The following is a 12984-nucleotide window of genomic DNA, read 5'->3' as shown; positions in this document are numbered from 1 at the left end:
TGGTGAAAGCTTTCCACAGGGTTAGGGGAGACGTCAAGCTATTCGTAACGGGTAATTGGGGGAGGAGGCCTTGGCTTAAGCGCTACGAAAACCCGCGCGTTAAGTTCACCGGATTCCTTCCGGATGATGAGTACTACAGGCTCCTGGCGTGCGCGAGGGGGGTTGTGGCAGCAACCACGAGGGAGTACACTGCGATGATGGCAGCCTGGGAGGCGGTAGCCTTAGCGAAGCCTCTCGCAGTGTCTTCGACTAAAACGCTTCGCGAGCTTTTCGGCGGCTACGCGCTCTTTTTCCTTAACGATGAGGAAAGCATTTCAGAGACCATGGAGATGCTGCTTAGGGTCCGTGTCGACAAAGCTGCGAGAGAAGAGCTGAGAAGGCGCACGGAGAGGTCGCTGGAGGAAGCGAAAAAGCTTGCCGGCAGTTTAACTGGCTAAGCCTTCGCTTGAAAGCTATGGCCGGTACGAGAACTTGGGAGGTAACAGCTAAGCAAGGGATTTTTGTCTGCCCTCCATGAGGCCATTATGCCGGTGAGAACAGTCCTCGTACCTCTAGCTTCGAGGCTGCACGGCGAGGAGTACTACTCGAAGCTCCTGGCTGCGCTGCGCACCGCCTTCGGGAGCGCTGTGGAGGAGGTAGACGTGGTCACTAGCGTCGAGGAGGCTAGGAGGGCTGGGTCCTCGGCTGCCGGCGGCTTGCCGATCCTCCTCTTCCTGACCGGTGGGACGAGTAAGCTGGCCCAGGAGTTCGTGAGCGCGGGCGGCTTCGCTGCAGTCGCTATGCTTGCTCACGGGGAGCACAACAGCCTCGCTTCAGCGATCTCCGCCCGGTACAAGCTGGAGGCGAGGGGGGTTCGGGTCTGGCTTTCACCCTGCTACAGCCCGTGGAGCGGGGATTGCGCGGAGCGGGGGCGGCGCTTAGCAAGAGCGGTGCTCGCCGCTGCGAAGCTTCACGGCGTCAGGGTGGCGGTGATCCAAGACGCTCTACCTCCTCAGGCGGAGGCTCTCGAGCGCCGCTTGGGCGCCAGGGTGGAGCTGATCACTCAAAGCGAGTTCGAGCGCATGGTGGAGCAGGCTGACGAGGCAGTTTCCCGGGCGCTGGCCAAGGAGGTGGGGGAAGCGTTCGGCGTCTCCGGGGAGAAGCTTCTCGAAGTGGGGAGGGTGTACGCGGCCCTGCGGGAGCTCTTCGGGAGGTTTGACGCCGTGGCGATCGACTGCTTCGACTACCTTGTGAAGCGCGGGGTGACGCCCTGCCTCGCGCTCGCGAAGCTGAACGCGGAAGGGCTCGTCACGGCGTGCGAAGCGGACCTTCAGGCAGTGCTGCTCATGCTGGTCTCGAGGGAGCTGACAGGGTACGCGGGGTGGATCGCTAACGCTACCGCGTTCAGCGGGACCCGGGGGGTCTTCTCCCACTGCACGATCGCCTTCAACATGGTTGAGAGCGGTAGAGTGCTCCCGCACTTCGAGTCCGGCTACCCGCACGCTCTCTCGGGGAAGCTGGCCCACAGCACCTACACGATCGCCTCGATCTCCCCAGACTTCGCGGTGCTGGGTGCAGGGCTAGCGAAGGTTGTGGAGTCCGGGCTGCTGAGCGGGGCAGCCTGCAGGACGCAAGCGCTCGTCGAGCTCGGGCCCTGGGCTGAAGAGCTGCCGCGCGCCGCGCCTGCAAACCACCACGTGTTCATCCCGGGCAACGTCGTCGAAGAGCTCAGAGCGGTGGCTAAGCTCCTCGGGCTGCGCTACCTCCACTACCCCTCCCTCGCCTAGGGGCTTAGGGGCGGCCGGCGGAGCTCCGCGCCTCCAGGCACGGTCAGCTTTAAGGGTGAGCTCTTCGGGGATGCTACGGAGCTGGAGGTGGGGGAGTGTAAAGTCTGCGGGCGCCGCTCCATGCTGATCTCTTCAGCGCTGGGGGTGTGCGCTGAGTGCTTGAGGAGCGACCCGAAGGCTGTGGAAGTAGCTATGGAGGCTCACAGGGCCGAGCGGGCCAGGCTAGGCCTTCCGCCAGAGCCGCCGAGGAGCAGGGAGGGGCTGAGGTGCGGGCTATGCGACGCGGGCTGCGAGATCCCGGAGGGTGGTGTCGGCTACTGCGGGCTCGTGCGCAACGAGGAGGGAAGGCTGGTGAACCTTGCTGGCGCGCCGCGCACAGGGATCCTGGAGTACTACTACGACCCCCACCCGACGAACTGCGTCGCCTTCTGGTTCTGCCCGGGGGCTACGGGGCTGGGCTACCCGAAGTGGGCGGTGAGCCCGGGCTGCGAGGACGGCTACGCGAACCTCGCGGTGTTCTACGGTGCTTGCAACTCGAACTGCCTCTTCTGCCAGAACTGGTTCTACAGGCGGCTGCTATCTAGCCGCAGCCCCCGCGTGAGCGCTGAAGAGCTCGTCGAAGCTGCTCTGCGGAGGCCGACCACCTGCGTCTGCTTTTTCGGCGGAGACCCCTCGCCGCAGGTTTCGCACGCGCTCCGGGTAGCCAGCCTGCTCAGAGAGAGGTTCAAGGGGAGGGTGATGAGGGTTTGTTGGGAGTCTAACGGGCACTTCAGTGCACGCGTGTTCAGCGCAGTGCTCAAAACCTCCCTGGAGAGCGGGGGGATCGTGAAGTTCGACTTGAAAGCGTGGACACCCAGCATATACAAGGCTCTGACGGGGAGGGATGTGGGGGCAGTGCTCGAGAACGCGAAGCGCGCTATGGAGCTGGCGAGGGAGCGGCCGGAGGTCCCGCTGTTCACCGCGAGCACGCTGCTGGTTCCGGGATACGTGGACGTGGAGGAGGTGCGCGCGATCGCCAAGTTCATCGCCTCGGTGAACCCCGAGACCCCCTACTCCCTGCTAGCCTTCCACCCGGACTTCCGGATGCGGGACCTGCCCGCGACGAGCAGGAGGCACGCGCTCGAAGCCCTGAAAGCAGCGAGAGAGGAGGGGCTATCCAGCGTTCACATCGGTAACCCCTGGCTGCTAACCAGGCACGACTACCCGGTTTAGAGCTCGAGCTTCTCCCCCGGCTTGAGCACAACCACGCGGGTCCTCAAGCCCCTCTCCTCGACGAGCCTCTTGAACTCCTCAGGCTTGCCCCAGAGCACGGGGAAAGTCCCGTAGTGCATCGGCACCGCGATCTCAGGCTGGATGAGCTCCACCGCTTTCGCAGCCTCTCTAGGCCCCATGGTGAAGTGGCCGCCGATAGGTAGCAGAGCTACGCGCGGCGAGTAGAGCTCGCCGACGAGCTTCATATCCATCGTGAGTCCCGTGTCGCCGGCGTGGTAGACCGCTCCCTCGCGCCCGACGATCACCGCCCCCGCCGGGGAGCCGGTGGAGGAGCTGTGCACCGCGGGCACCAGCACGACCTCGACCTCGCCGAGCTTCACGGTTCCGCCGATGTTCGCGCCAATCGCTTGCCCGCTGCGCGCCTCCCTGCCGATCCTCTCCGCGGTCTCGTAAACCGCGACGAGCCTGCAGCCGGGATTCCTCTTCAGGATTTCAGCTGCTTCGCCGACGTGGTCCCCGTGGTCGTGCGTCACCACGATGATATCCACGCCCGTGAGCTCTCCGGGCTTAACGGGCGAGAGAGGGTTCGTGAGCCAGGGGTCGACGAGAACTCTCTTGCCGCTCAAGAAGATCTCAAACGCCGCGTGGCCCAGGTACCGCACGTAGCCCATGACGACCACTTCTGAGGGCGCGCGGGGCGATTTACCCCTTTCGCGCAAAAGAAGAAGCTAGGGTGAAAGCGCCTTCACGCAGCTTGCTGCGCGGACTGGCTCTCCTGGCAGCACCCCTGCCCCTCCTTCTTCGCCTCCTCCTCCAGCTTCTTCAGCTCTTCCTCGATCTCCTTCTCTATCTCCTCGATGGGCTTCGGGGGCGGGGTAGTGGCTAGGGTGTACCCGATCCAGGCTAGTATCGCGAGAACCCCGGCCACAGCGACGAAAGCCGTGAGCTGAAGTATGAAGAAGCTGTAGGGGGAGGTGAGAAGCCAGCCGTAGATGATTATACCGGCGATAGAGCCCACCATCAGCGCTGCTCCAATAGCTTGATCCCTGTTCATCGAGACGCTTTGACACGCTCCTTATAAAAATACTTCGCTTCGGCTGCGGGCCGGAGGTCAGCCGCTCCCGCTTCTCTCGAGGGAAGCGATGAACCGCGCTGCTAGCCTCGCCGCGCTATCCACGAGAGGCTTGAGGAGCGGTACGGCGAGGATGCTCTTCAGCCTCTCAACGTCCTCCAGCGTTAAGCACCTGACTAGTACGCAGCAGGCGAGGTACGCTGCGAGGAAGACTGCGGCCGAGAGAGCTAGCCTCGGCAGCGGGTGCAGCTCGAGGAGCAGCAGAGGAGCCTGAGCCAGCCCCGCCAGGAGGGAGGCGAGGTACACTCGCCGCGAGTAGTTCAAGTCGAGCTTCGCGCCAAGCTTCCCAGCCTCCCTGAGGAGGTACAGCAGCGATGCTAGAGCTGCAGCGAGGGTAGCTGCGACCGCTCCCGCAACGCGGAAGGCTGCCGCTAGAGGAGGTGTGAGCACTAGGATCACTGCAGACGATACTAGCGCCGCCCTGAAGTTCACTTCAGGCTTCCCCAACCCCTGGAAGTAGCTCCCGAGGACCGCGGAGCCCAGCCCAGCGTAGAGGTACGCTAGGGCTTGGAGCGAGAGGTAGAGGGGGGCGAGAGCGTACTCCCGCCCGTAGACGGTGCGGACGAGGTCTGGTGCTGCGAGAGCGGTGAACACGCCGGCTGGCACCAGGACTAGGGCTGTGTACCTCACAGAGTAGCGGAACGCTGCCGCGGTCTCTGGCCCGTCGATCATGGAGAACATCGGGAAGAGCGCGGACGCTATCGGGGCTGAGAGGACGCTGAGCAGGGCGGCGAAGTTCGAAGCCGCCCGGAAGTTGCCGATCTCAACATCGCTCACGAGCCACGCTAGAACTGACAGCTGGTACGTGCTAATGAGCGTGGAGACAACGGTCCCCGCGTAGAGCGGTAAGCCGTAGGAGAGCAGCAGCCTCACTTGAGCAGGCTCAGCGGGTTTAGCCACACCTAGCTGCTTCACCACTCTCGCTACCGTGAAGGCGGCGAAGGCCGCGTAGCCTGCAACGTGGCCGACCACAGCTCCCAGGTAGCCGAGGCCGAGAAGTATGAGAGCTGGAGCTGCTAGAGTCTTCACAGTCTCGCGCGCTACTGGGGCTAGCGCGAGCCCTCGAGCGTCTCCGAGACCCAGCAGGGTTGAGTAGCTGGCCAAAGCTACGCTGTTGAGAGCAACGTACGCCATTCCTACAGCTGCGGCGAAAGCCACCGCGCTCCTCCTCACGACGATCTCCGAGAGGAGCGGGGCCGCCAGGACCCCTGCGGAGGCTGCAGCCAGCGCTGTAAACAGCGCGAACAGTAGAGCTGAGGCAACCTTGCCGGGGAGATCCGGGCTCCCGCGCTCTCGAGCAGTTAAGCGCACTAGCGCTTGGGAGACTCCGAAGTCGGTGAACAGCGCTACCAGCGTCGGCACTGCGAGCGCGAGGCTGTACAGGCCGTAGCCCTCGGGGCCTAGGAGCCTTGCGATGATGATCGAGCCGATCCCCGCGATGAGGTAGGAGACCGCTTGGCCGCCGAGGAGGGAGACTGCGCGCAAGCCACCTTCTCGTGCTGCAGCGGCTAGGTCGCTGGTCATCGGGCGAGCAAGCGCCTCTCGAGAACTACCTGTAAAAACTTTTCCGGATTAAGCTGCGCCTCTACAGGATCGGGGTGACTGCTGAGATGAGGAGCGACACGGTTAGAGAGGTCCAGAGCGCGTTCCCGAGAGGCGAGCCCCGAGCAGCCCACGATGTCGCGGCGGCGTCTATAGGCACTAGGAGGAGCAAGCTCACCATGGTGACCACTAGGAGGTAGCCTGAGAAGCCTGCCGGCCCGAGCGCGATTGCCGCTGCTGCCCACGCCGCGAGGAAGCCTGCTGCGCGTAGAGCTATAGACTTGGCTAAGCGTGCCGCGAAGCCCCCGGTGAAGCTTGGCCTCGCGAAGGCTTCGAAGGCAAACGCCTGCGGGAAAGCTAGGAGGAAGAGGAGGAGGGTGAGCGGTGCGCGGTAGAGGCTGGGCTCCACGTTGAAGAAGGGTTGAAGCGCTTCGTGGAGGAGCAGGTAGGCGGCAGCGCTCATAGCTAGGCTCGACGCGGCGACCCTGGGCGTCATGAGTAGAGAGCTCCCGGTAAGCTCTCCGAGGCTCTTCCTCGAAGCGATAGCCGCGCCGGCAGCTTGAGTGTACAGCACCGAGAGGATGTATACAGCAACCGGCGCCGGAACCGCTCTCGAGAGGAGCAGGTAGGCGGGGAAGGCGAGCGGAGCGAGCAGCACGGCGAGAAGAACGCAGCGCTTGAAAGACGCTTTAAAGGTGCCTCCAGGGCTGCCGGCTGCCAGTAGAGAGGAAGCCACTACCATCAGGAGGAGCGCGGTGGCGCTGCGCGCAATAGTGGCGAGGAGGCGCTCCCCTACAAGGGACGCGTAGCTCCCGAGGAGCCACTCGAGGATCCCGTTCACCGCTGCCGGGCTGTAGAGCACCGAGAGGTGGTCGTCGAGCGGGAGCACGAGCAAGTCCCAGCCTCTCAGGCTCTGTTGCTGGATGGCTGACGGTGGGAATATCTCGTCTAGCCCTGCGAGAACTAGCAGGGAGCGGTTCGCGGGAGCCTCCGCAGCAGGCCTTGAAGCGATGACCACCAGGGCTTCGACAGGCACCCCCCTGCTCGCGATCGTCTGGACAGCTGCCCCGCCCATGCTGTGGCCCACCAGGACCAGCGGCTCCCCCTTGAGGTTCGCGGCTGTGAGCAGCGCGTCGAGGTCGCTGAGGAGGGTGGAGGCGGTGATGTTGAAGCTCGAAGAGCTCTTCCCGTGCCCTCTGCTGTCGAAAGCCAGTACGTGAAAGCCGTTGCGCGCGAGCTCCATCCCGAGCCAGCCCATCATCTCGGAGCTACCCCCGAAGCCGTGGTACAGGACTGCAACGCCCCTAGGAGCGGAGGCTGGCCTCCACTCAACGTAGCGGAGAAACGCGCCCCCGGATTCCACGTAGCCCTCCTGCCGCGAGACGCCTAGACCTAGCTCGAGGTAGACTGTGAGGAGCGCGTACGCGACCAGCAGGAGCACTGCTGCTAGCAGCCTGCGCTGCACTCTACCCTCACGTACAGCTGCGCTATAACTCTTTCCCCCGCGCTTCAGCGGGGCGAGTAGAAGGCTTCGAGCGTCTTGCTTGTTAAGCGGTAGCAGAACTCGATGTTCTTCAGCGACACTCGCTCGTCGACACCGTGGGGCAGCCGCAGCATCTCGCTCACAGGCAGGTCGCTGCGCAGCGGGACGAAGCCGTAGGCGGCTGAGCCGAACGAGAGCCTGAAGAAGCGCGAGTCGGTGCCACCGGTAGACATGTAGGGTGCTGTCAGAGCACCGGGGACCTCGGAAGCTACTGCGGCTTCGATAGCCTTGTAGAGCGGTGTCTCGACCGGCGACTCGGTCGCCGAATCCCTGTGGATGAACTCCAGCTCGTAGTCGAGCCCCTCTAGGAGAGCTGAAAGGTGCCGGCGCACCCAGTCCTCGCCGTAGCCGGGCAGGAGGCGGCAGTCGACGCTCAGCTCGCAGGATGAGGGGATGATGTTCACCTTATCCCCTCCCCTCACAACCGTGGGTGCGAGCGTATTCCTGACCATTGCATCAATCATGGGTGCCGCATCGCCGGAAAACTCGACGACGAGAGGTGCGAGAAGCTTCGTGGAGAGCAGCTTCGCGAGCGGTGTGGGAAACCCTCTAGACTCCAGGGTTCTCCGGAGGAAAAGCTTCACCGTGGCTTTGAGGTCTACCGGAGGGCTCCCTTCCGCTATCCTCCTCGCAGCCTCCGACGCCTTCAGCACAGCGTTGACGCCGGAGCGCGGCATCGAAGCGTGCCCAGGCCTCCCCTTGAACTTCAGCCTAAACCAGTACACTCCCTTCTCTGCGGTCTGGACGAGGAAGAGGCTCCTCCTGCCGGGGACCTCGAAGCCTCCTCCCTCGTTGAGCACGTAATCCGCTCTCACCAGCTCGGGGTGGTTAGCAACAAGCCAGCCGGCGCCCATCCTACCGCCCATCTCCTCGTCCGCTGTCGCCGCGTAGATGAGCCTCCCCTTGAACTTCCCCGACTCCACCAGGTCGGCGAAAACCCTGAGGAACACTGCGACGGAGAGCTTGTCGTCCAGCGCTCCGCGACCCCAGATGAAACCATCCTTGACGGCCCCCGAGAACGGGTCCACCTTCCACTCCTCAGGGTTGGCGGGCACAACGTCGAGATGGGAGAGGAGGAGCAGAGAGGGGCCCGGCTCCCGCGACTCAGCCCAGGCTACCACGTTGCCTCTGCCCGGAGCGCTCTCGAGCAGCTTGTACTCGACCCCGAGGCCCTCGAGCTCTTCAGCCACGAGCTTCGCAGCTGGTGTCTCGTTCCCGGGAGGGTTGGTGGTATCCACCTGGATTAAGCGTGAGAGGAAGTCGGCTACCCACCGGGCTTTACTAGCTAGCTCCACGCGCCAGGAAGGCTCTGCGGAGCTTATCTGCTTGTCGCGCAAGCGGTTGAAACGCTTCCCGCGCTGCCCGCCGAAGGGCTGTGCTCGCCGGAGCTCTGCCGAGGGGCTCAGGCGGGCTTAAGGAAGCCCCACTTTTCGAGCGCTCTAGCGAGCTCTCTGTGCTCCCTCGCGTACTCGCTGAGGGGTATGCCCGCCGCTACTGCTTCGAGAGCCTGCCTCACCGCCGCGGCACCCGCTCTAGGGCCGTCCGGGTGGCCTACGACTCCCCCGCCGACCTGTATGACTACGTCGCGGCCCATCACCCTGACAACATCGGGCAGAGTCCCGGGGTGGAGACCGCCCGAGGAGACCGGGAGCGCTGGCTTAACGTGGTGGAACGGCTGCTCTACTCTGAAGGGGTCTTCGGGGTCCGGCTCGTAGACCTCGTCCCGCAGGACTCTCGCGCACCTCACGACGTCTGCGGTTTTCGCCTCAAGCTTGCCGACCTCCGGAGTCCCCACGTGGAGCTGATCCACTCCGATGACGCGGTAAAGCTTCGCGAGCGTGAACATCGAGATGCCGTGCGCAGGGTTTCTCGTGAAGGCAGCGTGCATCGCTCTGTGAGCGTGGATTGCGAGGCCGTGCTCCTCCGCTAGGTCCCTGATGTAGGTGAGCGAGGACCAGCCGGCGACAACCACGTCTACCATCACGTAGGGGTTGCCGTAGTCGGCGACGAGCTTCAGCCTGCGCTCCATCTCGCGGACATCCGCGGTGATGTTGGCGAGCCAAGCTTTCCTCTCACCTGTCTCGCTCTCAGCGGCGTCGATAGCCTTCATGATGGCTCTCGCCCTTTCCTCGAACCTGCAGAAGCTGGGGCTGGTGAGGTTCTCGTCGTCTTTCACGAAGTCGAGGCCCCCCGCCAGGATCTCGCGCGCGAGCACGCCCACCTCCTCCGGCGAGTACCCGACTTTCGGCTTCGGCACCGTGCCCGCGATAGGCCTATCCCAGATGCGGAAGACCTCCCGCACTCCTCGGAGACCTTTCAGCGGGCCTTTGAAGTGTTCGAGGAAGCTCTTCGGGAGGTACACGTCCTCGAGGCGGAGGCTTTTCGCGCGCCGCATGCCGAAGACGTTGCCGGCGACGGAGGCGAGAAAACCCGGCATGTTGCCCTCCTCGAAGAGCTCGACAGGGTAGGCGATTCTCAGAAGGTAAGAACCGTCCCCCAGGCTCCTGATCTCGTAGGCTTTACCCTTCAGCGTCTCCAGCCTCGCCTTATCGTACCACGTGTAGAGCGTCGTCCAGGTTCCCGTACTGCTCTCGGCGGCGATCCCGCCGGCCACATCCTCAGCGGTGAAGCCCTCGGCCGGCATCACTCTGAAAGAGGCGACAACCTCGCTCCGAGGGTCGGGGACGTAGCCTAGCTTGAGGAACTCCGGGTAGGGCTCGAAGTCCCTAGACATACTTGAGAAGAGCCGCGCCTCCTTTTATCGGTATCGAAGCGGAGCGCTGCTCCGCGCGCTCAGAGAGCAGCATCCTCCTCCGGGCTCCAAAGGAGGGGCTCGCCGCTCACGGGCCCGCTCCCGTAAACCTCTTCGAGAACTATCGCGGCTGCAGTCGGCGGTATCAACCCCACTTCGGTTATGATCGCGGTAATGTACTCGGGGGCTGTCACGTCGAAGGAGGGGTTCCTCACCGCTAGCCGCGGGTGAGCTCTGATAAAGCTCTCCTCGACAACCTCCGAAGGGCTCCTCTCCTCGATCACGACGAGCTCCCCCACCACGGTGTAGGGGCTGAACTTGTAGGTTTCAGCAGCCACGTAGAAGTCCACCCCCCTCTCCGAGGCGGCGAGAGCGATCAGGCTGGTCCCTATCTTGTTGACGACAGCGCCGTTCGCAGCCACAGCGTCGGCGCCCACGATCACCTTGTCCACTTCCCTCATCACGCTCCTGACAGCCGAGTCGGGGATCAAGGTCACGTCCACGCCCGCTTCGCTCAGCATCCTGTACGTCACGAGCCCCTGGAACTTCGGCCGAGTCTCCGTAGCGTAAACCCTCACCGCCCTACCCTTCTGCTGCGCCCGCACCAGCACGCTTACAGCTGCTACGCTGTTGCAGTGAGTGAGAACAACATCCCCGCTCCGGAGAACCCCGCTGCCTATCTCAGCTATGCGCTCAACAGCCCTGTCAATGTAGCTCACAAGCTGCTCGCACCGCTTCTCAACGGCGGCCCTCGCCTCCTCAACGCTGGAGAAGCCCCCCCTCAGAGCTGCCAGCACGTAGCGGACAGCGTTCGGCAGAGAGACAGCGGTGGGCCTCGTCGACACGAGGAGCCTTCCGACGCTCACCATGTACCTGGAGAAATCTTCCACCGAGCCGCCCCGGTACTCCCGGGCCGCGAGCAGGAGCGCCTCCGCTGCAGCTTTCGCGATCCTGCTCGCACCCCTGACGCGCATCGCCTTTATGTCGTCCGCCACCCTCGCAACGCTCTCCGGAATCATCCGCCTAACCCTCTCCGAAGGAGCTCTTCAGCCAGCTCGGATACGCTCTGCAAGGCCGGCGGCCAGCCGTAAATCTCCCTTACAAGCATCACGGCAAACTGCGGGGCGATCAAACCCCTCTCCGTCACGATAGCGTCGATGTACTGGGGCGGTGTAACGTCGAAGAGCGGGGCCCTCACCTTGAGCTTCCCCCGCCCGCCCGGGCTCTCCGGCCCCCACTCGTAGTCGGCTTCCGGTATCTCGAGAAGCTCCCCCACCAGGGTCTCCGGGCTCAGCTTCAGGGAGGAGGCGACCACGAAGACCCTCACGCGCGCTTCGTGGGCTGCTAGCGCGATAAGGCTTGTCCCAACCTTGTTGATGTTCGCGCCGTTGGCCGCGATCGCCTCCGACCCTACCAGCACCTTGTCCACTTCCCGCATGATGAAGCGCACTGCAGAGTCGACGACCAGCTGGGTGGGCACCCCCGCGTCCGCGAGCTCGGCTGCAAGCTCCGCTCCCTCGCCTCCCGGCCGCGACTCCGCCACCACCACGCTCAGCTTCTTCCCGCTCTTCACAGCACTGAGGACAGTCTGTTTGACGAACACGCTGTAAGTGTTCGTTAGCACGACGTCCCCGTCTTCAAGCCTCTTCTCGGCGATGAGAGCGGCCCGAGCCACGTGATCCTGCAGAGTCTTCTCGAGCTCGCTGCGCCGCTCTTCAACAGCCGCAGATACCTCGTCGAGCCCGCGCTCCACGCTCGCTACAGCCGCTCGCAGAACCTCCCGAACCATGTTCAGCATCAGAGCGGACGTCGGCCTAGACCTGACGATCTCGGTAGCTAGCGCCGCGAAGAGCGCGAGATCTTTCTCGCGCTGCAGAGCCCTCGAGAGCAGTGACAGCGCGTACAAGACACTCTCGGAGGAGCTCTTAACCCTCCCTCTCCGAATATCGTCGACAGCTCTAGCGTAGAACTCAGGCAAGCCCGCCCGCATGCTCAGCACCCCGCACTAGAGCCTCTCTCCGGCGCAGCGCGCAGCAAAACTCCCGAAGCGAGCAAAGCACCATACTATGGCTGCTCCACGAGCACTATAAGGCTTTTCGCCATTCGTGCCCTCTTTCCCCGCTCCACTAGTCCGCAGCGCCCACCCTCCAGCTTCCGCGGGCTGCGCGCTGGGCAACCGGCTCTCGCGGGGGAGACTGCCTAGAGCTCTGCCTTCTGGCTTTGAGCACGACTCTCCGCAGTGGCCTATAGCTTGGTTAAGGTTCACCGCGGCAGTGCAGCGCTGTTAACAGACTCCTCGAGCAAACCTAGCTGGAGCCTAAAAGCTCCTGGAGGGGCTTGGAAAATAGTTCTTAGTAAAAGGAGAAGCGGGGAAGTAATATATATTCGAATGCCGCCTAAGACGTGCCCTCAAGCGGGGGTCTAAATGGGAGCAGAAGTTAAGGAAATCTCGCCCGCAGGCAAGGCTGTTATCGCCGCTGTTCTCGTCCCGACGATCGCCGCTTTAAACTACGTTGGAGGAGTGATCGTCGAGGCACTGAAGGCGCCGATCTGGGGCGACACGTGGGCAACTATCCTGGGGACGTTGATCGCTGGCTTCTGGGTGGGGGCTGCGGGAGGCTTCCTCTACAACATCATCATGGCTCTGACGGTATGGGGTCTGCCGCAGTGGGTGTGGGGCTTCGCTAACGTCGTGATTGCCTTGATCACCTGGCTTATGATGAGAATGGGCTGGACGGACCTCAAGAAGCCTATCACCTGGGTGATGATGATCGTTCTCTACGGCCTGCTGTACCCGGTCTTCACAACGCTAGTCTCTATCGGCCTCTTCGGCGGAGGACCTCTGTGGAAGCCTCTCCCCGCCGCGGTTTACGCAGCCACGCTATCCGCCACCGGGAACTTCTTCCTCGCAAACTACGCTCAAGCAGTCTTCACCGAGATTATCGATAAGCCTGTGAGCTTCATAATCTCCGTCATCATCGCCTCCAGGATACCGAAGAGGTTTGTGCTTGCCAGGTAGGAGGAGAGCCTTAAAAGG

General features: G+C 63.4%; 12 protein-coding genes. 4 read left to right on the top strand and 8 right to left on the bottom strand.

Annotation, left to right across the window (positions count from 1 at the left end; genetic code table 11):
* The first annotated feature begins 2 nt into the window (after positions 1–2).
* From QXU72_07585 to QXU72_07575, 3 genes are all read left to right on the top strand, one after another.
* Positions 3–437 carry a glycosyltransferase gene (locus QXU72_07585; protein ID MEM0495101.1) on the top strand — a complete coding sequence of 145 codons (435 nt, stop codon included), beginning with the start codon at positions 3–5 and terminating at the stop codon, positions 435–437.
* A gap of 87 nt (positions 438–524) precedes the next feature.
* Positions 525–1766, top strand: coding sequence for a hypothetical protein (locus tag QXU72_07580; GenBank protein MEM0495100.1), 1242 nt, complete (start codon positions 525–527; stop codon positions 1764–1766).
* An 87-nt stretch (positions 1767–1853) separates the two neighbouring features.
* Positions 1854–2978 carry a radical SAM protein gene (locus QXU72_07575; protein ID MEM0495099.1) on the top strand — a complete coding sequence of 375 codons (1125 nt, stop codon included), beginning with the start codon at positions 1854–1856 and terminating at the stop codon, positions 2976–2978.
* Here the strand turns inward: QXU72_07575 and QXU72_07570 are convergent.
* From QXU72_07570 to QXU72_07535, 8 genes are all read right to left on the bottom strand, one after another.
* A complete protein-coding gene (locus tag QXU72_07570; GenBank protein ID MEM0495098.1) occupies positions 2975–3649 on the bottom strand; it encodes a metal-dependent hydrolase in 675 nt (224 codons plus the stop codon). The genes QXU72_07575 and QXU72_07570 overlap by 4 nt on opposite strands.
* Before the next feature lie 74 nt (positions 3650–3723).
* Entirely contained in the window at positions 3724–4032 is a 309-nt protein-coding gene (locus QXU72_07565) for a transcriptional regulator (GenBank protein MEM0495097.1), read from the bottom strand.
* A 57-nt stretch (positions 4033–4089) separates the two neighbouring features.
* Positions 4090–5634, bottom strand: coding sequence for an oligosaccharide flippase family protein (locus tag QXU72_07560; protein MEM0495096.1), 1545 nt, complete (start codon positions 5632–5634; stop codon positions 4090–4092).
* A 61-nt stretch (positions 5635–5695) separates the two neighbouring features.
* The gene (locus tag QXU72_07555) at positions 5696–7117 is read right to left on the bottom strand and encodes an alpha/beta hydrolase (protein ID MEM0495095.1); all 1422 of its coding nucleotides are present in this window, start codon (positions 7115–7117) and stop codon (positions 5696–5698) included.
* 44 nt (positions 7118–7161) lie between these two features.
* The gene (locus tag QXU72_07550; protein MEM0495094.1) at positions 7162–8490 is read right to left on the bottom strand and encodes a M20/M25/M40 family metallo-hydrolase; all 1329 of its coding nucleotides are present in this window, start codon (positions 8488–8490) and stop codon (positions 7162–7164) included.
* Positions 8491–8597: 107 nt separating this feature from the next.
* The gene (gene rbcL, locus QXU72_07545; GenBank protein MEM0495093.1) at positions 8598–9929 is read right to left on the bottom strand and encodes a type III ribulose-bisphosphate carboxylase; all 1332 of its coding nucleotides are present in this window, start codon (positions 9927–9929) and stop codon (positions 8598–8600) included.
* Between the two features lie 59 nt (positions 9930–9988).
* The gene (locus QXU72_07540) at positions 9989–10966 is read right to left on the bottom strand and encodes a ribose 1,5-bisphosphate isomerase (protein ID MEM0495092.1); all 978 of its coding nucleotides are present in this window, start codon (positions 10964–10966) and stop codon (positions 9989–9991) included.
* The gene (locus QXU72_07535) at positions 10963–11937 is read right to left on the bottom strand and encodes a hypothetical protein (GenBank protein ID MEM0495091.1); all 975 of its coding nucleotides are present in this window, start codon (positions 11935–11937) and stop codon (positions 10963–10965) included. Before QXU72_07535 ends, QXU72_07540 begins: the two co-directional genes overlap by 4 nt.
* Before the next feature lie 435 nt (positions 11938–12372).
* Between QXU72_07535 and QXU72_07530 the strand changes: the two genes are divergently transcribed.
* Complete coding sequence (locus QXU72_07530) at positions 12373–12966, top strand: hypothetical protein (GenBank protein ID MEM0495090.1); 594 nt, start codon at positions 12373–12375, stop codon at positions 12964–12966.
* Positions 12967–12984: the final 18 nt, after the last annotated feature.

This window comes from Thermofilum sp. (genome assembly GCA_038741495.1).
Taxonomy (GTDB): domain Archaea; phylum Thermoproteota; class Thermoprotei; order Thermofilales; family Thermofilaceae; genus Thermofilum.
Note: the sequence above shows the minus strand (reverse complement) of the source record. Positions and strands in the feature narration are given on the sequence as shown.